A 21,239-nucleotide genomic window follows, 5' to 3' on the forward strand; every position below is an offset into this window, starting at 1 on the left:
AGTTGTCTCCTACCTATATTTATTATTTTGCTGTTCTACCATTTCAAGATAAATCTGTAGATAGTTTTCATATCTACTTTGAGCAATTGTGCCTTTCTCCACTGCAGCCTTCACTCCACAGTCCGGCTCCTTGTGATGGGCACAGCCTGTAAATCTGCAATTGGCGGCGGGCTCGATAAACTCTGGGAATAAGGTATATAAATCTACTGGCTCAACTTTTGGAACAAACAACGATGAAAAGCCAGGTGTATCCATAATGTAAGTATCTTCCCCAAGATATAAAAGCTCTGAATGTCTGGTGGTGTGTTTTCCTCTTCCAATCTTTTCAGACACTTCACCAGTCTCCATGTTATGACCTTCTGTAAGAAGATTCACAATGGAGCTTTTTCCCACACCAGATGGCCCTGCCACTGTAGAGGTCTTGCCCTTAAGCACCTGCCTGATTGGGTCGATTCCTGCTTTTTCCTTGGCTGAAGTAAAGATTACCTTGTAGCCTGCTGCCTCATAGGTGCTTCGCATCTGGGCCTCAAAGCCATCATCTGCCAAATCATCCTTGTTGAAGCAGATTGTGATTGGGAGCTGCTGTTCTTCCATCATGCACAAGAATCTGTCTAAAAGATTAAGATTTGGCTCAGGGTTTTTAGTAGCAAAAATGAGCAATGCCTGATCCACATTTGCCACAGCAGGTCTGATAAGCTCAGACTTACGTGGTAGAAGCTTTACTACATTGCCCGTCTTTTCCTCTTCAGAAATGACATCGATTTCAACGTCATCTCCAACCAGAGGCTTTATTTTATCTTTTCTAAAGGCCCCTTTGGCCTTACATTCGTATATACCGGATTCTTCCACTTGAACGTAGTAGAATCCGGCAATACCTTTAATAATTTTTCCAATCATAAATTAGTTACTTGGTGTTCCCTTAACCTTCTGTGTAGAAGTCTCAGTAGCGTTTGGATTTGGAGCTTCAGTACCATCACCTGTGATGTACATTGGTGTGTAAGTAAGTGTTACAGTAAGCTCTGCAATTGAAACCTCTGAAATATTAATAGAACCATTCTTTGGAATTGTTCCTGATTTACCAATTTCAGCAATCTCATATGTACATTCACCATCGTATGGATTTGGAATGCTGTATGTATACTTAACTTCCTTTGGTCCCTTACTGATTACAAGAGTGATTGTAGAATTCTTTTCTACCATCTCACCTGCATTGATTGACTGGCTAATTACGCTACCTGAAGCAACATCATCAGAGAATTCCTGTGAAGTGCTTGTAACTGTAATGTTTGAATTTGATAATGTCTGAGTTGCCTCAGCCTGAGTTAATCCAACTACGCTTGGAACTGCAACCTTATCACCATCTGCTTCAGCTGAGCTGTCTTTGTTTTCAGTCTTCTGGGAGCTGCCACTGTCGCTAGAACCAGCTTCCTCTGTACCAGAAACTGTAAGTCTAAGTGTGTCGTTAAGAGAGAACTCCTTGCCCTCTGCCACTGACTGATTTGTAATAATGCCATCCTCAGCATCATTTGCTTCATAAGAAATAACTACGTTCTTTTCTGTAAGACCAATATCTTCAAGCTTGCCTAACGCTTCCTCATACTGAGTACCAACCACATTAATCATTGTGACCTTCTTAGAACCAAAGCTGAATAAGCCAGCCATGTTACCAACGATTGCAACAATAATAGCAACGATTGCAATAGCTGCTACGATACCAGAGATTGTAAGGATTCTGTCCATCTTTGACTCATCCTCGTACTCGTCATCATAGTCATCATCATAATCATCGTCATAGTACTCGTCATCGTAGTACTCATCTTCGTCATCATATTCATCCTCGAAGGTGAGAGCCTCTGCTGCACGTCTTGAAAGGCTCTGATCCTCCTCTGGAGTAACCTTCTGCATAACCTTTGTCTGACCCAAATCAGACTCAACGATTGTAACGAAATCCTCGTTAGGGCTAACAAGTGCTTTCTTTAAATCCATAAGCATATCTGAAATAGTAGGATAACGTCTATCAGCCTTTTTCATGGTAGCCTTAAGGATAATCTTTTCAAGTGAAATAGGAAGGTCTGGTGCATATGCGCTAGGTGCAACCATTTCCTCCTGAAGATGCTGAATAGCAATAGCTACTGTGTTGTCCCCATCAAATGGAACACGACCAGTAACCATTTCGTACATAACAATACCAAGTGAATAGATATCACTCTTGCCATCTACGAAGCCATTTCTAGCCTGCTCTGGAGAAGAATAATGAACTGATCCCATAAGGTCAGCATGGATAGTGTTAGAGCTTGCTGCTCTAGCGATACCAAAGTCAGTAACCTTAACCTTTCCTTCTGTAGAAATGATAATGTTCTGTGGCTTAATATCACGGTGAATGATGCCCTTCTGATGAGCTGCCTCGATACCACGACCAACCTGAATAGCGATACTGATAGCCTCTTTGAAATTAAGCTGGCCCTTCTTCTCGATGTAAGTCTTTAATGTGATACCCTCTACATATTCCATAACGATGAAATACATTCCATTTTCAGAACCTACATCATAGATATTTACAATATTTGGATGCTCTAAGCCTGCTGCAGACTGAGCCTCTGTTCTAAACTTAGCAACGAAGGTAGCATCCTCAGAAAACTCCTGCTTAAGGATTTTAATAGCTACCTCACGGCCAAGGATGTGATCCTTTGCACGGTAAACATCAGACATTCCGCCTGAACCAACTTTATCAATTATCTCATATCTATCTGCTATAAATACGCCTTGTGTAATCATGTATTCTCCTTTTACTAACTAAGATTTCTATTCTATAACAACAACTGAAATATTATCCTTACCACCATTACTATTTGCAAGTCGAATAAGTTTTTTAGCTCTGGCTTCCAATGAGCCATTGTCAGTAACGATAGAATAAATATCTCTATCTTCCACCATATTTGTAAGGCCGTCGGAGCAAAGTAAAATTCGCTCTCCGCCCTTTAAAACAACATCAAAATAGTCCGGACTAATTTTGGTTTCTGCACCAACAGCTCTGGTAATCATATTCTTTCGCTTGTCAGTGCGTGCATCATCCTCGTCAAGTTCGCCAGTTCGAACCAACTCTGCAACCACCGAGTGATCCTTGGTGATTTGCAAAAGCTTTGTGGAGGTGGCTACATAAAGCCTGCTGTCTCCAACATTTGCCACATAAAGATGTCCATCTATAACTGTAGCAATAACAAGTGTGGTGCCCATTCCCGCTTTGTTCGGATCGGTTTTAGATTCTGTATTTATTGTTTGGTTGGCTGATTGAATTGCCTGTTCAAGAAGCTTTACAGGCTCTGATTCTTTAGAATTTGTAATGCCATTTACTACCATTTCCACGCATTTGGCAGAAGCATAATCGCCTGCTAGCTCTCCGCCCATGCCGTCGGCAACGATATATAAATTAGGCAAATTACCAACTCCGCTGTCATTGACATAAACCGTGTCTTGGTTGACTTTTCGCTTTATGCCAACGTCAGTTATACCATAACTTATCATTAAATAGTCCCTTTCGAAGCGTCCATTTTACGCTTTCTCAATTGTCCACAGGCCCCGTCTATATCGCGACCCATTTCCCTTCTAATAGTAGCATTATTCACGTATTTTTCAATCTTTTTTTGGAAAGCGTAGGCCCTATCCATTGTAGGACTAACGAAATCTCTCTCCTTAATAGGGTTAACAGGAATAAGATTTACGTGACAATTCAGATGCCCTATAAGCTGTCCCAGCTCTGCTGCATCCTCATCTCTATCGTTGACTCCACCAACCAATGAATACTCGAAAGTTATTCGACGCCCGGTCTTTTTAAAGTAGTATTCGCAGGCATCAATCAATTCATGTATTTCATATTTATTTGCAATTGGCATCAGCTCCGCACGTTTCTGTTGATTTGGAGCATGAAGTGAAATGGCAAGTGTAATTGTCAAATCCTCCTCTGCCAGCTGCTTAATACGCGGCACTATTCCACAGGTGCTAACTGTAATATTTCTCTGGGAAATATTAAGGCCATTTTCATCTGATAGAAGTCGAACAAACTTAACTATATTGTCATAGTTGTCCATAGGCTCACCAGTGCCCATAACCACAAGATTGGAAACTCGCTCACCAGTGTCTCTTTGAATCATATAAATCTGGCCAAGCATTTCTGAAGGCGTCAGATTTCTGACCCAACCATCAAGGGTGGATGCACAGAATCGACATCCCATCTTGCAACCTACCTGAGAGCTGATGCAAACAGAATTGCCATGCTTATAGCTCATCCATACGCTCTCTACCATCTGACCATCATAAAGCTCAAACAAATACTTTCTGGTTCCGTCAATTTTTGAAATCTGACAATCAATTTGCTTTAGATTATGATAGTTGCAGCTGTTTGCAAGCTTTTCCTTAAGAGACTTTGGAATATTTTTCATTTCCTCATAGTCTAAGGCAAGATGCTGATGCATCCACTCATAAAGCTGCTTTGCCCTAAACTTTGGCTCCCCAAGCTCGTTGGTAACAAAATCCGTAAGCTCTGTTAAGTTTAAAGACCTAAGGTCAACTAATTCTTTTTCATTACACATATAAAAAATCCATCGTGCTCTTCATTTGGAAAGAGCTGTTTCATTTCTTTTATTTTAAACTCCTTATGTGATTGTAAGAAGTTTTCTACCTGATTTTCATTTTCTGACTTGTTGATGGTGCAAGTGCTATAGCACAGTGTGCCTCCATCCTTTACATACTCACATACAGTGTTTAAGATTTGCTGCTGTAAATCTTCAAGCTCTGTTAACGTCTCCTGACTTTGATTGTATTTAATGTCAGGCTTTTTTCTGATGATGCCAAGACCTGAGCATGGCAAATCAGCTATTACCACATCAAAGCCTGCAACTGCAGCCTCATCAGAAACTGTAGCATCCCACTGCTGGGCTGTGACATTTGTAGCTCCTGTGCGAGTGATGTTTTCCTGAATAAGGGCAACCTTTTGCTCTGTCAGGTCACGAGCAACAACCCTTCCTTCTGATGCAAGCTCGCCACAATGAAGAGCCTTGCCACCAGGTGCTGCACAAACATCGATGACGCTGTCATTCTTTTTTATATCTGCTAGCTGAGCCACCAGCTGTGAAGAATAATCCTGCACGTAGAAAAATCCTGCTTTAAACTCTGGAATGCTGTTTAAAGAATCATAATCTGATATATAAATGGCTGAAGGAACTGATTCGCATATACGAACTGTAATTCCCTGTGCCTTAAGCTTTTCTGCTAAAGCTTCTCGACTGATTTTGGAAGAATTAACTCTCACGCAAAGATCCTGCTGTTTGAAAAATCCTGCTGCAATCTCCTCTGCCTTATCCTTACCATAATCAGCGGTCCACTTATCCACAATCCACTGTGGAATGGAATACTTTATAGACAAATCCTTTATCTCTACTCCACCTTTGTCCCTGGCAATGCTTCGAAGCACTCCATTTACAAAGCCTGACAAACCAGCGAAGCCTCGCTTCTTAGCAAGCTTAACATATTCATTACAGGTGGCAGAATCAGGAACTGCATCCATATAATATATTTCAAAGACACCCATTCTCATCATTGTGCGAATGAGAGGCTTCATTTTCTTAGCCTTTGTCTTTGAATAGTGGTCGATGATGAAATCCAGTTCTAGCTTTCTTTCAACCACACCATTTACAAGGCGAGTGATGAAGGCTCTCTCGTTTTTTTCCAGGTAGCCATATTTATCCAATACAGCCTTTAGATATATATGAGAGAACTGGCCATGCTCCAATATTTCAACCAAAGTATCAGCTGATATTTCTCTGATATTAATCCCTGCCATTTACAAACCTCTTACCTGTCTCTAGCTGGTAACCTCTAAGGAAGTCTCCTGCTGGCATTCTCTTCTTACCCTCCAGCTGAAGCTCATTGATTTCAAGTGCTTGTGTGCCACAAGCTACTGTGAATCCATTCTTATCAACCTCAAGGATTGTGCCAGCCTCGCCAGCCTTATCTACAACTGTGGCCTTCCAGAACTTCATCTGCTTTCCATCGATAAATGAAAAAGCTGAAGGCCATGGATTAAGACCTCTAATAAGGCGTTCAATCTCTACCGCAGGCTTTGTCCAGTCTATATTTCCCATATCCTTAGAAATCATGCCTACGTGTGTAGCCTGTGATTCATCCTGAGGAACTGGTGTAATCTCACCTCTATCAAGAGCCTCGATAGTCTTAACAGCAAGCTTTCCACCATCAAGGGCAAGCTTATCAAAAAGGCTACCACCTGTTTCGTCTGCTGCAAGCTCAATCTCAGACTTAAGAAGCATATCTCCATCATCAAGACCTGGACCCATAAGCATAGTGGTGTTTCCTGAAACCTTTTCACCGTTAATAACTGCCCACTGAATTGGAGCTGCACCACGGTACTTTGGAAGAAGTGAACCGTGTACATTTACGCAGCCAAGACGTGGCATATCAAGAATCACCTTTGGAAGAATCTGACCAAAGGCTGCCACTACGAAAACATCTGCTTCGTAATTACGAAGATATTCCACAGACTCCTCAGCGCGAATCTTCACTGGCTGATAAACTGGGATATCATGCTCCATAGCAAACTCCTTTACAGGAGTAGGCTGAAGCTTTCCGCTACGTCCCTTTGGCTTGTCAGGTTGGCTCACCACAAGAATAACCTCATGTCCAGCTTCATATATAGCTTTAAGTGTCTCCACCGCAAAATCCGGTGTACCCATGAATACTACTTTCATTATCTATAGTCCTTTCAAACTAGTTAGATTGTGCTGGCCTTACACCAGCCCAAAGTCATACATAGTAAGTTTACCATTTTAGAACCCTTTTGTACAATTTCCCATTTCTTGAGAATACTTAACCCCAGTATGTCTTTAATCATATTGGCTTGTGACATTTGTCATCCCACATTTATGACACAGTTCACTGTAATTGTCCGCTTGCAATAGGTATTATAATCACAGAACAACAAACAGGAACACAAAATCTAAAAGGAGATTTGAAATATGAATACAAATATCGTTGCAATTGACAATTTAGTAAAGCGTTACGGAGAGAACGTAGCAGTAGATCACTTTTCATTACACGTTCAAGAAGGAGAAATCCTTGGACTCCTTGGACCAAACGGTTCAGGAAAAACAACAACTATCAATTGTCTCCTATCTCTTCTTCAATATGACAAGGGAACAGTTACCATCTTCGACAAGGAGATGCAACCAGAAGCCTACGACATCAAATCACAGATTGGTGTCGTTATGCAAAACGTAGCAGTAATCGATACATTGAATGTTTATGAAAATGTTGATTTCTTCTGTGGCCTCTACATCAGAGATAAGAAGCTTAGAAAGCAATACGTAGAAGAAGCCTTAGAATTCACCGGACTTACAGAATACAAAAAGTACAAGCCAAAGAAGCTTTCAGGTGGTTTGCTAAGACGACTTAACATCGCTTGCGGAATCGCTCACAAGCCAAAGCTTATTATCTTCGACGAGCCTACAGTTGCAGTTGATCCACAAAGCCGCAATGCCATCCTTGAGGGAATCAAAAAGATGAATCGTGATGGTGCCACAATCATCTACACCTCTCACTACATGGAAGAAGTTGAGGACCTTTGCACAAGAGTTGTCATTATGGACCACGGCAAAAACATTGCCAACGGAACCACTACAGAGCTAAAGTCTTCACTTATGAATAGAGAAACAATTCGCATTAATCTTCCAAATAAGTCCGAGGATATTATTAAAGGCTTAAAGGAAATCAACCACGTATATAAGATTAAGGAAGATGGTGATGATTTAGTCATCAAGTGTGATGGTGGCGAGCACAATCTTGTACATGTGCTTAGCTACCTTACAGACAACAACATTCCATTTGGACATGTTTCCACAGAACTTCCTACTTTAAACGATGTATTCCTTGAAATCACAGGAAAGGAGCTTAGAGACTAATGTTCGGAAGAATTTTCTTATACAACTTTAAAGCCATAATCCGTAACAAGTATATGGTGGGTTGGAACTTCCTGTTCCCTATAGTGCTTGCAACAGTTTTCTACTTAGGCTTCGGAAATCTTATTAAAGATGACCCAGACAACTTCGATACTACAGAAGTTGGATACGTAAATACGAATCAAGAAGATTCCAGCTTTGAAACTGTCCTAGAGGAATTGACAAAAGCTACTGACGATAATGTGGCTGTGCTTTCTTTACACAAATATGATTCTAAAGAAAAGGCTCTTAAAGCTATGACTTCAGAAGATGTTTTTGGATTCTATGTGGAATCTTCCGATGGGATTGAAACTATAGTTCCAAAGAACGGCTATCACGCAACAATCATGAATCAGATTGTAAGAGAATACGAAAACAAAAAAGGCGTAATAGAATCCATCGCTGCTGACCATCCTGAGAATATTGAGAAAGCAATGGATATGGTTACAGAAAACCTATCTGTAATGTCAGAATACGATTTTGGCAACAACACCTCGCCATACGTTCAATACTTCTTCGCACTGATTGCCATGTCCTCCCTCTTCAGCTCATGGATTAGCACAGCAATCCTTGAAGGCTTATGTGCCAATATGACAGAACAAGGAAAGCGCTTTGAATGCTCTCCTACCAGCAAGCTAATGGCAATTGTTTCTGGCATCTGTTCAGCAATAGTTCTGCAAGCTATTTCAAATGCAGTGGTTGTTGTGTATGTTCAAAAGATTTTAAAGATAAACCTTGGGGCTCCAATTTGGAACATTATTTTAATCACAACACTTGGCAGTGCCCTTGGTGTTTCCGCTGGTGTACTTATTGGTTCCTTTATCAAGAATCAGCATTTACTCATTGTTGTTCCACTTTGCTTCACAATGATCTGCTCCTTCTTCAGCGGCCTTATGTGGCATCAAATAAAGCAGTACGTTGAAACTATTTGCCCAATCTTTAACAGACTTAACCCAGCAGCCCTTTTGGTGGATTGTCTATACACAAGAGCCACCTACGGCAAAACAACAATGTACTACCAGGATATTACTATTATGAGCTGTATGGTGGTAGGATGTCTTATCATCAGCGCATTCCTTTTAAGGAGGAGAAAATATGTCAGTCTTTAATGCAATAATAAAATCATTAAAAGCAAACATCACCACCATCGTGGTTTACCTTACAATCTTTACAGTCTTTGGAAATATGCAGGCAAGAGCTACAGCTTCCACTCAGGAAGATGCTTTTGAAGAGGTAACTGTAAAGGTGGCTGTCACTGACAAGGATAACTCAGCCCTCAGTAAAGCCCTTGTAAATTATTTAGAAGAAACCCAAGAGGTTGTGGACCCAAAGACAGATGATCCTCAGGTTATGAACGACAATGTACGCTTCCTAATCTACGAGTATGCATTGATTATTCCAGAGGGATTTGAAGAAGATATTAAAGCTGGCAAAACTGAAAATGCTCTTTCCTACATTGCCCCTGGCACCACACTTTCCCAATACCTTTTAACAGAGAAGCTTAATGACTATTTAGAGGATATTGTGATATATTTAAATAGTGGTTACAGTGAGGATGAAGCAATTGCACTCACCCATGACCAGATGGTAAAGCTTAACGATACACAGGCCACATTAATTGATAAATCTGCAAAGAACCATCGTTCCTTCTACACAGGAATGTTCACCTTCAATGGCTACACACTGTTAATGCTTCTTTGCATCTGCTGCGCATGCACTCTCACCTTTATGAAGGATAGAGATGTAAGCAATCGTATTTCCGTTAGTGGTATGCACTTCTTCACAAGAAATGCAGCAACTATTTCAGCAGTATTCTTTATCGGTGCTGCCATCACAGGTGTGGTTATTATAGTAATAGCCCTTATGAGCAGGCAATATGCAAATGACAAGCTTTTCTACTACGCTTTAGATACCTTCAGCCTTATGTTTGTTGGTCTTGGCATGTCATATTTCATTTGCTCACTTACCTCCAACGAAAACCTTATAAACATGGTTGCAAACATGTTGGTACTATCTATGAGCTTCCTTTGTGGCGTGTTCGTAGATACCCAGTATCTATCAGCATCAATTGTAAAGGCAGCACACTTCATGCCTCTTTACTGGTACACCACAGCTATCAAATTTATAAACGATACACCAACAAACAGTATTATATGTAAGAAATTCGGAACTTATTTATTTATAGAAATCCTCTTTGCATTAGCGTTCTTTACAGCAGGGATGATCATTTCAAGGAAAAAGGAACAATATGCTATATGATGTTATTATCCGCTTTCTAGCGGCAACAGGATTAACACTACTTATAAATGCAAATGGCATTACGACTGGCTCAGTCGTAATGTCAATTTGCGTTTTTTTATTTTTGGAAATCGATGTTCTTATTTCAAACAAGCTTATTTCCAGACTGTTTTCAGCAATATCCTTCCTTGCCACCGCAAGCTACATTTTTTCAAGGAAGCCAGCTTCACTAGCTTTTTACTTATGCTTGGTTTTTCTGCTTGCTTGCTTCTATTACCTTTCAGTTTTCTTCTATGAAAAAATGACGGAATACAAATTCCAGCTTCATCGCACTCGTGATGACAGCATTGAGCTGGAGTCTGTTTTAAAGGATAAAAACAGACGCCTATTAGAGGAACAAGACCAACAGGTTCGCCTAGCCACTCTTTCAGAGCGAAACAGAATCGCCAGGGAAATCCATGACAATGTTGGACACCTTCTATCCCGTGCCATCCTTCTCCTTGGAGCTATCAACACTGTAAACAAGGATGAAAACCTTGAGCCACAGCTAAAGATGCTGGCAGACACCTTGGATGAATCCATGGCAAAGATGCGAAGCTCTGTTCATGATTTACATGACGACTCCATCGACCTAAAGAAAAACTTTGAAGATATAATTGGTGAGCTATCAAGCTTTAACGTAAATACGGAATTAGATTTAGATGGGAATTTACCTAAGAACGTACAACTTACCTTGATTGGAATTTTAAAGGAAGCTGTCACAAATATTGTTAAACATTCAAATGGGGATAGCGTCACCATCATCCTCCATCAGAATTACAGCTTCTGTACCCTTTCCATATACGATAATGGTACAATTACTCAAGAAACAAAGCTTAAAATTGGAACAGAAAATATTGACGGCATCGGGCTTAATAACATTAAACAAAGAGCCCTTTCCCTTGGAGGCGATGCCTATTTTTATACCAACGACGGATTTACTGTCTTTGCGAGGTTACCACTATGAAAAAGAAAATATTACTAATCGATGACGACGAACTAATCACAATGTCACTTGAAATGATCATCAATGCAGATGAAGACTTTCAAGTAATAGGAAAAGGAAATAGTGGCCGGGAGGCAGTGTCTCTCTATGAAGAGTTGAAACCAGACCTGCTTTTGATGGATATCCGAATGGCGGATATGAATGGACTTGAGGCTGCTGAGGAAATTCTGAAAAACCATAAGGATGCAACCATCCTGTTTTTAACAACCTTTTCCGACGACGAATACATCGTTAAGGCTCTAAAGCTTGGAGTTAAAGGCTATCTTTTAAAGCAGGATTACAAATCCCTTCCTGCCGCCCTACATGCAGCCATTGATGGCCAAAGTGTCTTTGGCGGAGCTGTGGTAGACAAGCTTCCAACGCTTATGGCTCAGTCTTCTGCGGGTGATGAATTCGATTATCGTAAATACGATATTTCAGAAAAGGAATACGAAGTCATTCAGTTAGTTGCTGACGGCTTTTCCAATAAAGAAATCTCCCAGAAGCTTTTCCTTTCAGAGGGAACAGTTAGAAACTATCTTTCATCTATTCTTGAAAAGCTTAATCTGAGAGACCGCACACAACTTGCAATCTTTTATTTGAAAAACAATTAAAAAAGAGCTGACACCTCATCAGTCAGCTCCGCTGCCAGCTTCCCCTCAAGGGGAAGCCTTATTATTCTTTTTTAACCTTCTTAATAATGAAGCAGTTTTTTATTCTTCCTCTTCTTCAATCTCTTCCATTAAATCCTCTACATCATAAAGCTGGCCTTCCACCTTTTCTGTGTAGATATGTCCATCAAGGTGATCAATCTCGTGAAGAAGTGCACGAGCCATAAGACCTTCACCTTCAACGATAAACTCTTCCATGTCCTCGTTTAAAGCCTTAACCTTTGCGTAGTTTGGACGAGTAACCTGGCCAGTCTTTCCTGGAACTGAAAGGCAGCCCTCGTTTCCTGTCTGCTCACCAGATGTTTCAAGAACCTCTGGATTAATAAGTGTAACTGGACCCTCTCCGATATCAATAACACAGATTCTTCTAAGAACTCCAACCTGAGGAGCTGCAAGACCAACGCCGTCTGCATCGTACATTGTGTCGTACATATCGTCTATAAGTGTTTTAAGACGTGGTGTCAAAAGCTTTACAGGCTTACACACCTTTAAAAGCACATCATCTTTGCCCCACTCTCTTATTTCTAATAATGCCATTTTTATTTTTCCTTTCTATTGTTTACACCTCATCAGTCAGCGTAAGCTTTTACAAGGTGTTAATTGGATCAAAATCAAACCAAGTACTGGTATTTCTATATTGCTTTTGCTCTAGCAAAAATTTATCAATGGTATCCTTAACTCTCACAAGCCTATCGTAGTCATCATCCTTGACATAAATCACTCGGCGATAAACATCCTTCAACTTGCCGATGTAAGCATCCTCTGGACCCATTATAACAATTTTTTCATCTGTTTGCCTTATTAATGATGCAATTATATCTGCCTGGGCCACAGCGTCCTTTTGGACCTCACAGCTCACCTGTATACCAAGGATATGTGAGCTTGGCGGATATGAAAGCAATCGTCTGAAGGCAATCTCCTGACCATAAAAGCTGTCATAATCCTGGGCCGCTGAAGTGACCACCGCGTAGTTGTCTGGCTGATAGGTCTGAATAACAGCCACCCCTGGCTCACTGCCTCTTCCTGCTCGGCCAACAGCCTGGGTAAGAAGCTGGAAGGTTCGCTCACCACTGTGATAATCACTTTCGTTTAGGGATATATCTGCAGCAACGATTCCCACCAAGGTTACATTAGCAAAATCATGCCCCTTAACAATCATCTGGGTGCCAATAAGCACATCTGCCTCGTGGGCTGCAAAGGCTGACAGGATTTCCTCATGGCCATCCTTGCCCTTTGTGGTGTCTGCATCCATTCGAAGCACCCTTGCCTGCGGGAAGGCTTGCTTCACCATTTCCTCTAAACGCTGGGTACCAGCTTTAAAGCTACCAATATATTTGCTGCCACAGCTTGGACAAGTCTTCGCTGCCACTGTGGTGTAGCCGCAATAATGACACTTCATACTGCCATCCTTGTGAAGATGCAATGCCACATCGCAATGAGGACATTTTAGCACATGGCCACAAGCCCTACAAGAAACAAATCCCATAAGGCCTCGTCTATTTAAAAACAGCATTATCTGCTGCTTTTTATTAAGTCTATCTGCCATAAGCTCCAGCAGGCGACGACTTAGCATAGAACGGTTTCCGCTGGAAAGTTCTGCTCTAAGGTCCACAATCTCAACAGATGCCATATCCTGACCCCTAGCACGGTTTGCAAGGGTAATTAAATCATATTCACCCGACTGAGCCCTGCTATAGGCCTCCAAGCTTGGAGTGGCCGAACCAAGAATCACTGATGCCCCTGCCAGCTTTGCTCTATAAACCGCAGTCTCCCTGGCGTGATATCTAGGAATAACCTCAGACTTGTAGCTAGGCTCATGCTCCTCGTCAATAATAATAAGACCAAGATTCTTAAATGGAGTAAACAGAGCCGAGCGTGGGCCCACCATAATACTAATATCCCCAGCCTTAGCCCTCTCAAACTGGTCGAAACGCTCACCCGGTGACATTCGGCTATTAAGGATGCTTACCTTGTCTCCAAATCTGGTATAAAAGCGCATAACTGTCTGGTAGGTAAGGGCAATCTCTGGGATAAGAACAATAACCTGCTGCCCCATCTGAATCACATGGTCCATAACGTCCATATAGACCTCTGTCTTGCCCGAACCGGTAACGCCGTGGATAAGATAGGTCTTACGCTTTCCCATGTCTATTTCAGCCTTAATCTTCTCAGCAGCAGCCTCCTGCTCTTCATTAAGGATTATGTGCTTCGCCTCAGCATCTTTATTGATATGAGGATTTCTAAAGGTACGAACAGACTCTACCTTTACAATCCCCTTTTTCTCTAAATCACGAATGTTTGCTGTAGGAATCTGAAGCTTTTTTGTGGCAAGCTCCCAATCAAGCACATCCACTGTAAGAAGCTCCTTTAAAAGACGCTCCTTACCCACTGCATGATTCTTTTTTGTAAGAAGCTCAGTCAATTCAATCTTTGCCTGCTCCAAGGATACATTCAAGCTGATTTCCTTTTTAAGCTTTTCATTTTCACGACGCTTAATAGGAATGACAGTCTTTAAAGCTTGATTCATGGTGGAACCATAGTTGCGCTTTAAAAAGGCAGCCAAAGAAATAAGCTGAGACTCTATTGCAATGCTATCTTTCATGATTCTGGCAATAGGCTTCAGCTTAGTAACATCGAACTCTGGCTTGTCATGAAGTCCCACCACATATCCTGTGATGGCGCGGTTTCCCTGACCAAAAGGAATAACCACCTGTACACCTTCAGTAACAGCCTCCTCAAGCTCATCTGGCACTATATATTCAAATGTCTTATCTAATCTCTCGTGAGAAATATCAATAATAATGTCTGCGTATTTCATGAAAAATATTTTAGCACAAAAGGGTTTCTTTTTGAATTCAATATGGTAGAATGTAGACAATTTGAAAATAATTAATGGGAGGATACCTATGCGTCATCTAATGAGCCCTCTAGATTTTTCTAGAGACGAGCTAGAGCAGCTTATGGACCTGGCGGATGATATCAAAAATCATCCAGATGCTTACAGCGAAAAGTGCCACGGCAAAAAGCTTGCTACCTGCTTCTACGAACCAAGTACTCGTACACGACTTTCTTTCGAAGCTGCCATGCTTAATCTTGGTGGTTCTGTCCTTGGTTTTTCATCGGCCGATTCCTCTTCCGCAGCGAAGGGCGAAAGTGTTTCCGATACTATTCGTGTTATTTCTTCTTACGCAGATATCTGCGCTATGCGTCATCCGAAAGAAGGCGCTCCACTTGTCGCATCTCAGCGATCTCTTATTCCAGTTATCAACGCCGGTGACGGTGGTCATCAGCATCCAACTCAAACTCTCACAGACCTATTTACCATTCGTAGCCTACGTGGCGAAATTAAAGACCTTACCATCGGACTTTGCGGTGACTTAAAGTTTGGACGTACCGTTCACTCTCTCATCAACGCTCTTGTTCGCTACCCTGGTATCAAGTTCGTGCTTATTTCACCAGAGGAATTGAGAGTTCCAGAATATATCCGTGAGGATGTGCTTGATAAAAATGGATACGAATACAAAGAAGTAGACAGCTTAGACGATGTAATGGGCGAGCTGGACATCCTCTACATGACACGTGTACAGCGTGAGCGTTTCTTCAACGAAGAGGATTACATTCGCTTAAAGGATTTCTTCATCCTGACACCTGAGAAAATGCGCTTAGCTAAAAAAGATATGATGGTGCTCCATCCGCTTCCACGTGTAAATGAAATCTCCGTGGACGTAGACGATGACCCAAGAGCAATGTACTTTAATCAAGCAAAATATGGTGTATATATCAGAATGGCATTGATACTCACACTGCTTGAACTGATATAGAAGGGAGCCTGAAAGTATGTTAAATATTAGTGGAATTCATCAAGGATTCGTATTAGACCACATTAAGGCCGGCGAATCAATGACAATATACAACGATTTGCATTTAGCCAACCTTGGTTGCGATTGCACCGTAGCCATGATTATGAATGCAAAGTCCAACAAGATGGGACGTAAGGACATTATCAAAATCGAATGTCCTATCGAGCGCGTTGACCTAGACATCCTAGGCTTCATCGACCACAACATCACCTGCAACATCATAAAGGATGATGCCATCGTTGAGAAGCGACAGCTCACTCTTCCACGTGAAATTAAAAACGTAATCTCTTGCAAAAACCCACGATGCATCAGCACCGTAGAACAGGGCCTAGACCAAATCTTCATCCTCACCGACGAAGAAAACGAAGTCTACCGCTGCAAATATTGCGAAGAGAAATACACCGGACACAAATAAACACACATATCCTCGGCGGTTCCTAGTATCTCTAGGGGCCGCTATTTTATTGTCCCTTTCTATATACTTAAATAGACCGCCCCGCTCTGTCCTAGTATCCTCCCCAGTTCTCATGCAGCATTAGAGCAAAATGTTAGATTTTCTTAAGCTGCTAGTGGAGCTTTATGTGAGTGTCCTTTCCTTGGTTTTGCACTTTGAAGCTACTGTATTTATTACTCAGACACTAGTAATTCTCATTAATTCTCCTATCAGCTATATACATATTAAGTGTCTTCATAAATCAGACACTTAATATGTATATAGTCTGATAGAGAATTACTTATAGTTAGTGTGTGTCTGAACAATACATACTGTAGCGATAAAAGTGCAAAGAATGGAAAGCACACTCACTAATAAAAAAAGCGACACGCAACTTTAGAAAATCAACATTTTGTGATTGTGCAGGAGAATGGGGATGATACTAGGACGGAGCGGGGCGGTCTTATTATGAAAAAAAGAAAGGGACAATAAAACGGGAAGACGCAGCCATTAGGATTGCCTTCGGCAATGGGGCTGCGTCGTGGCAAATCAAAAATGACCCTTGCGATTGCAAGGGCCATTTTTAATTTACTTATCGTTCATCTTCGCAAGCTTTGCAGCCTGGTCGGCTGCGATGAGGGCATCGAGGATTTCCTGGATGTCGCCGTCCATGATCTTGTCCAGCTTGTAAAGTGTAAGGTTGATGCGGTGATCGGTTACACGGCCCTGTGGGAAGTTGTAAGTACGAATCTTCTCGGCACGGTCACCTGTTCCGATCTGTGAGCGGCGCTCTGCTGCCTCAGCATCCTGCTGCTTCTGTAACTCTAAATCGTAGAGCTTTGCACGAAGGAGTGCGAAAGCCTTTTCCTTATTCTGAAGCTGTGACTTCTCGGTCTGGCTGTAGATTACAATGCCAGTTGGGTAGTGAGTAAGACGAACAGCTGAGTCTGTTGTGTTGACACACTGACCACCGTTACCAGAAGCACGCATAACGTCGATACGGATATCTTTTTCGTCAATCTGGATATCAACTTCCTCTGCCTCAGGCATAACTGCCACTGAACATGTAGAAGTCTGAATACGACCCTGTGACTCTGTCTCAGGGACACGCTGTACACGGTGTACACCTGACTCATACTTAAGGATTGAATATGCACCAGTTCCCTTAACCATGAACTCGATGTTCTTCATACCACCGATACCTGTCTCGTCTGCTTCAAGAAGCTCAACCTTCCATCCGCGTGACTCAACATAGTGTACGTACATACGATAAATCTCTGCTGCGAAAAGAGCTGCCTCTTCACCGCCGGCACCTGCACGAATTTCCACGATAACGTTCTTGTCATCGTTAGGGTCCTTTGGAAGGAGAAGGATCTTAAGCTCCTGCTCAAGACGCTCTACCTCAGCCTTTGACTCATTAAGTTCTTCCTTTGCAAGCTCCTTCATCTCTTCATCTGTCTCTTCCTCAAGAAGTGCAAGAGAATCCTCGATATTCTGCTTGTGAGCTGAATACTGCTTATATGCCTCTACGATTGGGGCAAGGTCTGACTGCTCCTTCATGAGCGCTCTAAAACGTGCATTATCATTTGCAACATCTGGCTCAGAAAGAAGGTTCATAACCTCTTCATATCTAAGTACTAAATCTTCTAATCTATCAAACATGCTAAAACCTCCATGTTATTTCATCTTGTCTGCAATTTATAATATCTATTTGCTCATCGTTAAAACTATACTCTCACAAATAGATATTATAAATTGCAGACCAAATACTCTAAAGTTACATCCATATTAAGAGCTTATTAGGACGCTACAAGTGACCCTTTACTACTCTATCGTTTTTCGCTAAGTCCTTAACGACTTCCACGTCTTTGAAACCCGCAGCCTCGAATAAGGCTTTTACGTCTGGGCCTTGGTCGTATCCAATTTCCACCAAAAGCCATCCACCTTCGCTGAGATACTCAGGTGCGTGGGCTGTGATTTCTCTATAAAAATACAAGCCATCTTCTGTTCCGTCAAGAGCAAGTCTTGGCTCATAATCTTTAACTTCTGTTTCAAGCTCCTCAATATCCTTTGAGCGGATATAAGGAGGATTTGATACTATGGCATTGAATCTGCCACTGACTGGCTGCCAAAGGTCTCCCTTTTCAAATACAACCTTTGCTCCAACGAGCCTGTTGCCATTTTCTCTGGCAACGGTAAGAGCTTCATCGGATATATCAACACCGATGCCTGAATAGCCCTGACCAAGCACAGCAAGAGAAATAATAACACATCCGCTGCCAGTACACAAATCCAAAATGTGACTGCCGCTTGGAATCACCTTTAAAGCCTCTTCTACCAAAGTTTCAGTGTCCTGTCTTGGGATGAGCACATTCTCATTTACCCAAAATGTAATTCCCATGAAATCCTGCTCGCCAGTGATGTGCTGTAAAGGAGTGTGGCTAGCTCTTTTTAATAATAAATCTTTATATTTGTATAAAGCTATTTCATCAATAACTTCGTTCTGCTTTAAGAAATAATCTGCTCTGCTAAGCTGTGTGACAAAAGACAGTAACAACCAAGCATCGATTTTTGCATCAGCAATATTCTCAGATTCTAATAAAAGTATTCCTTTTTCTAAAGCTTGTCTATATGTCATTTAGAAAGAACCCTCATTTTCCTCTTGGAACTTTTTCCAATCAAATATGGCTTCTACAGAAGCAATACCAACTTCTATCATATCATCGTCTGGCTCCATAACAGTCAAACGCTGTAGCCATAAGCCAGGCTTTGAAATCAAATCTACTACCGCATTTTCATAGCGGCCGGCTAAACGAATAAATTCGTAAGAAATACCTGCAATAATTGGAACCAAGAGCAATCTGGCACCAAGCTTAATCCAAGTATTATCAAACCGGATGAACATAAAAACAAAAACCGAAATTATAAATACAATAAAAATGAAACTTGTTCCGCATCTCTTATGGAATCTGGTAGAGCTTCGTACATTTTCAACGGTGAGAGGCTTTCCTGCTTCTACACAATTAATGCATTTATGCTCTGCACCATGATACATAAAGGTGCGCTTTATATCTTCCATTCTGGAAATAACCACAACATAACCAATAAAGATGGAAATTCTTATGATTCCCTCTATAAAGGCAATTAGTGCTTGCGAAGATATATACTTGTTCAACGCAAGCGATAAGAAATATGGCAACGCTAAGAATATTCCAAGTGCAAGGACAAAGGAAAGAACCAAGGTGCCTCCCATTTCTGCCTTTTCTTTTTTCTCAAGCTTTTTAAGCTCTTCCTCAGAAAGCTTTGACTTATCAACTGGATCATCCTCATCTTCAAAAAAAGATGCTGAATACATCAAAGTGCTAAGGCCAATCACCAAGGATTCTATGAATGAAACAACACCTCTGATGATTGGAAGCTTATGCCATATATTATTTGTGTCTTTTGTATTTTTAACGTCAACTGCTATCTCTTTATCAGGCTTTCTGACTGCTACGGCATATTTGTCACCGTTGCGCATCATAACACCCTCCATGACAGCTTGACCACCTATCCCTGAATATTTCACTATATACCCTCTATAATCATATAGTCCGCTGGTTACGCCTACAAGCCTTAGTATCTCTCCGCTCAGCTATAGAAAGCTTTGCTTGAGAAATCTAAGAGCTTGATGGCTACCAGCTCATCTATAATCCATAATAATTATCAAACCTATATACCTGAATTATTCAGGTTTACGTTTAATACGAAATAAAGGGCTGAGACGAATCTCAACCCTTAAAAGTCCATACGGATGACTACTTTGCGTCGATACCATACTTCTTGTTGAACTTGTCAATACGTCCACGAGCCTGTGTAGCTTTCTGCTGGCCTGTGTAGAATGGATGACACTTTGAACAAATTTCTACGTGGATGTTCTCCTTTGTAGAACCTGTTACGAATGTGTTACCGCAGTTGCAAGTAACTGTAGCCTGATAGTAATCTGGATGGATACCCTGTCTCATGATTTTCACCTCTCATTTAATAAATGTTTACAATTTCCAACTGTAAGTACTGCTAAAAACGCGAGGTCATCGCATTTCATCCCGATTAACAGCTCTATAACTATACCATGCATTTACACAAATTGCAATAGGGACTTTTTTCCCTACACCACCTTCTGTGTCATCCTAATCTTGACATTTATTTTGATTATATGAATCCTCGATGTTCTCAGCAGTAACATCATAAAACCATTTTAAACTCAAATTAGATTTCTTAGCTCCAACATATGATTCTTTTAACAATGAGTCAAATTCTTCTTTTGATATCAAATTTTCACTACTATCGTAGAAATACAAGCCGTCATTTACATTTTCTTGTTTATATCCTAACAACTGACTGGATAATGCATTGTCATTAATTGTCACTTTAAAATAACAAGTTTCTCCACCTTCGGCGCCCCAGAATTCTTTATCTTTTAGTATCAAAAATGACATTTCATCTTTGTCTCTGAAAATAACAATATTTTCTATAGATGAATCACTATGTAATCCATCGATTTCATTCTGTAATAACAAATCTGGCTCCGAGTAGTCATATGCAAAATTATCCAGATTCCATTCTTGAAGCCTGTTGTCTTCAGTACATTCGAATATTTTATTAGTAGAAAAATGTCCTGTACCAGCCCAACCTGAAACAATTATCTCTAAATATCCATCACCATCTAAGTCAGTTATTGCATTACCATAATCTTCGTATTCAATTAGCTCTCCATATGAAGATTTAATGGTTGAATCCTTTATTTCCCATACGCTTCTCTGATTATAAATAATATCATACTGTGTTAAATCTGTTGAGTCATACGGAGCTTTTTCTATTTCTTCAGCTTCCTGAAATTGCTCTTTTGATACTTTTTCTTCATTTTTCTGAATTTGCTCTTTGGGTTCTATCACTTCATTTTTTGAGCACCCATTTATAGACATTATTAAAAGTAAAGACAAAACTATATTTTTTTTCAAATACATATTA

20 protein-coding genes are annotated in these 21,239 nt (G+C 40.9%); 7 read left to right on the plus strand and 13 right to left on the minus strand.

Annotated elements, in window-relative coordinates; genetic code table 11:
* Window positions 1-9 precede the first annotated feature (9 nt).
* From rsgA to fmt, 6 genes are read right to left on the minus strand one after another with little or no spacing between them, the layout of a single operon-like run.
* Complete coding sequence (gene rsgA, locus BLR54_RS04735; protein WP_090417498.1) at window positions 10-897, minus strand: ribosome small subunit-dependent GTPase A; 888 nt, start codon at window positions 895-897, stop codon at window positions 10-12.
* A 3-nt stretch (window positions 898-900) separates the two neighbouring features.
* A complete protein-coding gene (gene pknB, locus BLR54_RS04740) occupies window positions 901-2,775 on the minus strand; it encodes a Stk1 family PASTA domain-containing Ser/Thr kinase (protein ID WP_090417500.1) in 1,875 nt (624 codons plus the stop codon).
* A 27-nt stretch (window positions 2,776-2,802) separates the two neighbouring features.
* Complete coding sequence (locus BLR54_RS04745) at window positions 2,803-3,522, minus strand: Stp1/IreP family PP2C-type Ser/Thr phosphatase (RefSeq protein ID WP_090417502.1); 720 nt, start codon at window positions 3,520-3,522, stop codon at window positions 2,803-2,805.
* Entirely contained in the window at window positions 3,522-4,586 is a 1,065-nt protein-coding gene (gene rlmN, locus BLR54_RS04750) for a dual-specificity RNA methyltransferase RlmN (RefSeq protein ID WP_090417504.1), read from the minus strand. Before rlmN ends, BLR54_RS04745 begins: the two co-directional genes overlap by 1 nt.
* The gene (gene rsmB, locus BLR54_RS04755; RefSeq protein ID WP_090417506.1) at window positions 4,565-5,836 is read right to left on the minus strand and encodes a 16S rRNA (cytosine(967)-C(5))-methyltransferase RsmB; all 1,272 of its coding nucleotides are present in this window, start codon (window positions 5,834-5,836) and stop codon (window positions 4,565-4,567) included. Before rsmB ends, rlmN begins: the two co-directional genes overlap by 22 nt.
* Window positions 5,823-6,758 (minus strand): methionyl-tRNA formyltransferase, encoded by a 936-nt coding sequence (gene fmt / locus BLR54_RS04760; protein WP_090417508.1) that lies wholly within the window; start codon window positions 6,756-6,758, stop codon window positions 5,823-5,825. Before fmt ends, rsmB begins: the two co-directional genes overlap by 14 nt.
* Before the next feature lie 267 nt (window positions 6,759-7,025).
* On the opposite strand from fmt, the gene BLR54_RS04765 reads away from it, so the two are divergent.
* Genes BLR54_RS04765 through BLR54_RS04785 form a run of 5 tightly spaced genes read left to right on the plus strand, consistent with a single transcriptional unit; the run spans window position 7,026 to window position 11,879 of the window.
* The gene (locus BLR54_RS04765; RefSeq protein WP_090417510.1) at window positions 7,026-7,967 is read left to right on the plus strand and encodes an ABC transporter ATP-binding protein; all 942 of its coding nucleotides are present in this window, start codon (window positions 7,026-7,028) and stop codon (window positions 7,965-7,967) included.
* On the plus strand, window positions 7,967-9,112 hold the full coding sequence (locus BLR54_RS04770) for an ABC transporter permease (RefSeq protein ID WP_090417512.1): 1,146 nt from the start codon (window positions 7,967-7,969) through the stop codon (window positions 9,110-9,112). The genes BLR54_RS04765 and BLR54_RS04770 overlap by 1 nt, the downstream gene beginning before the upstream one ends.
* Complete coding sequence (locus BLR54_RS04775; RefSeq protein ID WP_090417514.1) at window positions 9,099-10,262, plus strand: ABC transporter permease; 1,164 nt, start codon at window positions 9,099-9,101, stop codon at window positions 10,260-10,262. Before BLR54_RS04770 ends, BLR54_RS04775 begins: the two co-directional genes overlap by 14 nt.
* On the plus strand, window positions 10,252-11,247 hold the full coding sequence (locus BLR54_RS04780) for a sensor histidine kinase (protein ID WP_090417516.1): 996 nt from the start codon (window positions 10,252-10,254) through the stop codon (window positions 11,245-11,247). The genes BLR54_RS04775 and BLR54_RS04780 overlap by 11 nt, the downstream gene beginning before the upstream one ends.
* Entirely contained in the window at window positions 11,244-11,879 is a 636-nt protein-coding gene (locus BLR54_RS04785; protein WP_090417518.1) for a response regulator, read from the plus strand. Before BLR54_RS04780 ends, BLR54_RS04785 begins: the two co-directional genes overlap by 4 nt.
* 99 nt (window positions 11,880-11,978) lie before the next feature.
* On the opposite strand, the gene def is transcribed toward BLR54_RS04785, so the two are convergent.
* Entirely contained in the window at window positions 11,979-12,473 is a 495-nt protein-coding gene (gene def / locus BLR54_RS04790; RefSeq protein ID WP_090417520.1) for a peptide deformylase, read from the minus strand.
* A gap of 49 nt (window positions 12,474-12,522) precedes the next feature.
* Window positions 12,523-14,754: a replication restart helicase PriA gene (gene priA / locus BLR54_RS04795; protein ID WP_090417522.1), complete on the minus strand. Its 2,232-nt coding sequence runs from the start codon at window positions 14,752-14,754 to the stop codon at window positions 12,523-12,525.
* Window positions 14,755-14,842: 88 nt separating this feature from the next.
* On the opposite strand from priA, the gene pyrB reads away from it, so the two are divergent.
* Together pyrB and BLR54_RS04805 are read left to right on the plus strand one after the other, a co-directional pair.
* Entirely contained in the window at window positions 14,843-15,757 is a 915-nt protein-coding gene (gene pyrB / locus BLR54_RS04800) for an aspartate carbamoyltransferase (protein ID WP_090417524.1), read from the plus strand.
* Window positions 15,758-15,773: 16 nt separating this feature from the next.
* The gene (locus tag BLR54_RS04805; protein ID WP_090417526.1) at window positions 15,774-16,211 is read left to right on the plus strand and encodes an aspartate carbamoyltransferase regulatory subunit; all 438 of its coding nucleotides are present in this window, start codon (window positions 15,774-15,776) and stop codon (window positions 16,209-16,211) included.
* A gap of 606 nt (window positions 16,212-16,817) precedes the next feature.
* Here the strand turns inward: BLR54_RS04805 and prfA are convergent.
* The 5 genes from prfA to BLR54_RS04830 form a co-directional block, all read right to left on the minus strand.
* Window positions 16,818-17,891: a peptide chain release factor 1 gene (gene prfA / locus BLR54_RS04810; RefSeq protein ID WP_090417528.1), complete on the minus strand. Its 1,074-nt coding sequence runs from the start codon at window positions 17,889-17,891 to the stop codon at window positions 16,818-16,820.
* A gap of 145 nt (window positions 17,892-18,036) precedes the next feature.
* The gene (gene prmC / locus BLR54_RS04815; protein WP_090417530.1) at window positions 18,037-18,867 is read right to left on the minus strand and encodes a peptide chain release factor N(5)-glutamine methyltransferase; all 831 of its coding nucleotides are present in this window, start codon (window positions 18,865-18,867) and stop codon (window positions 18,037-18,039) included.
* Window positions 18,868-19,797: a DUF1385 domain-containing protein gene (locus BLR54_RS04820; RefSeq protein WP_090417533.1), complete on the minus strand. Its 930-nt coding sequence runs from the start codon at window positions 19,795-19,797 to the stop codon at window positions 18,868-18,870.
* A 229-nt stretch (window positions 19,798-20,026) separates the two neighbouring features.
* Window positions 20,027-20,233 carry a 50S ribosomal protein L31 gene (rpmE, locus tag BLR54_RS04825; RefSeq protein ID WP_028234873.1) on the minus strand — a complete coding sequence of 69 codons (207 nt, stop codon included), beginning with the start codon at window positions 20,231-20,233 and terminating at the stop codon, window positions 20,027-20,029.
* A gap of 165 nt (window positions 20,234-20,398) precedes the next feature.
* A complete protein-coding gene (locus BLR54_RS04830) occupies window positions 20,399-21,235 on the minus strand; it encodes a hypothetical protein (protein WP_090417535.1) in 837 nt (278 codons plus the stop codon).
* Window positions 21,236-21,239: the final 4 nt, after the last annotated feature.

The organism is Pseudobutyrivibrio sp. YE44 (genome assembly GCF_900104335.1).
Taxonomy (GTDB): Bacteria; Bacillota; Clostridia; order Lachnospirales; family Lachnospiraceae; genus Pseudobutyrivibrio.

Excerpts from the sequence above, each read along its gene's own strand:
- BLR54_RS04805 (WP_090417526.1), top strand. The coding sequence starts at position 15,774 with ATGTTAAATATTAGTGGAATTCATCAAGGATTCGTATTAGACCACATT.
- BLR54_RS04780 (WP_090417516.1), top strand. The coding sequence starts at position 10,252 with ATGCTATATGATGTTATTATCCGCTTTCTAGCGGCAACAGGATTAACA.
- prmC (WP_090417530.1), bottom strand. The coding sequence starts at position 18,867 with ATGACATATAGACAAGCTTTAGAAAAAGGAATACTTTTATTAGAATCT.
- fmt (WP_090417508.1), bottom strand. The coding sequence starts at position 6,758 with ATGAAAGTAGTATTCATGGGTACACCGGATTTTGCGGTGGAGACACTT.
- BLR54_RS04770 (WP_090417512.1), top strand. The coding sequence starts at position 7,967 with ATGTTCGGAAGAATTTTCTTATACAACTTTAAAGCCATAATCCGTAAC.
- BLR54_RS04830 (WP_090417535.1), bottom strand. The coding sequence starts at position 21,235 with ATGTATTTGAAAAAAAATATAGTTTTGTCTTTACTTTTAATAATGTCT.
- pknB (WP_090417500.1), bottom strand. The coding sequence starts at position 2,775 with ATGATTACACAAGGCGTATTTATAGCAGATAGATATGAGATAATTGAT.
- rpmE (WP_028234873.1), bottom strand. The coding sequence starts at position 20,233 with ATGAGACAGGGTATCCATCCAGATTACTATCAGGCTACAGTTACTTGC.
- prfA (WP_090417528.1), bottom strand. The coding sequence starts at position 17,891 with ATGTTTGATAGATTAGAAGATTTAGTACTTAGATATGAAGAGGTTATG.
- priA (WP_090417522.1), bottom strand. The coding sequence starts at position 14,754 with ATGAAATACGCAGACATTATTATTGATATTTCTCACGAGAGATTAGAT.
- def (WP_090417520.1), bottom strand. The coding sequence starts at position 12,473 with ATGGCATTATTAGAAATAAGAGAGTGGGGCAAAGATGATGTGCTTTTA.
- BLR54_RS04785 (WP_090417518.1), top strand. The coding sequence starts at position 11,244 with ATGAAAAAGAAAATATTACTAATCGATGACGACGAACTAATCACAATG.
- BLR54_RS04765 (WP_090417510.1), top strand. The coding sequence starts at position 7,026 with ATGAATACAAATATCGTTGCAATTGACAATTTAGTAAAGCGTTACGGA.
- rsgA (WP_090417498.1), bottom strand. The coding sequence starts at position 897 with ATGATTGGAAAAATTATTAAAGGTATTGCCGGATTCTACTACGTTCAA.
- rsmB (WP_090417506.1), bottom strand. The coding sequence starts at position 5,836 with ATGGCAGGGATTAATATCAGAGAAATATCAGCTGATACTTTGGTTGAA.
- BLR54_RS04775 (WP_090417514.1), top strand. The coding sequence starts at position 9,099 with ATGTCAGTCTTTAATGCAATAATAAAATCATTAAAAGCAAACATCACC.
- rlmN (WP_090417504.1), bottom strand. The coding sequence starts at position 4,586 with ATGTGTAATGAAAAAGAATTAGTTGACCTTAGGTCTTTAAACTTAACA.
- BLR54_RS04745 (WP_090417502.1), bottom strand. The coding sequence starts at position 3,522 with ATGATAAGTTATGGTATAACTGACGTTGGCATAAAGCGAAAAGTCAAC.
- pyrB (WP_090417524.1), top strand. The coding sequence starts at position 14,843 with ATGCGTCATCTAATGAGCCCTCTAGATTTTTCTAGAGACGAGCTAGAG.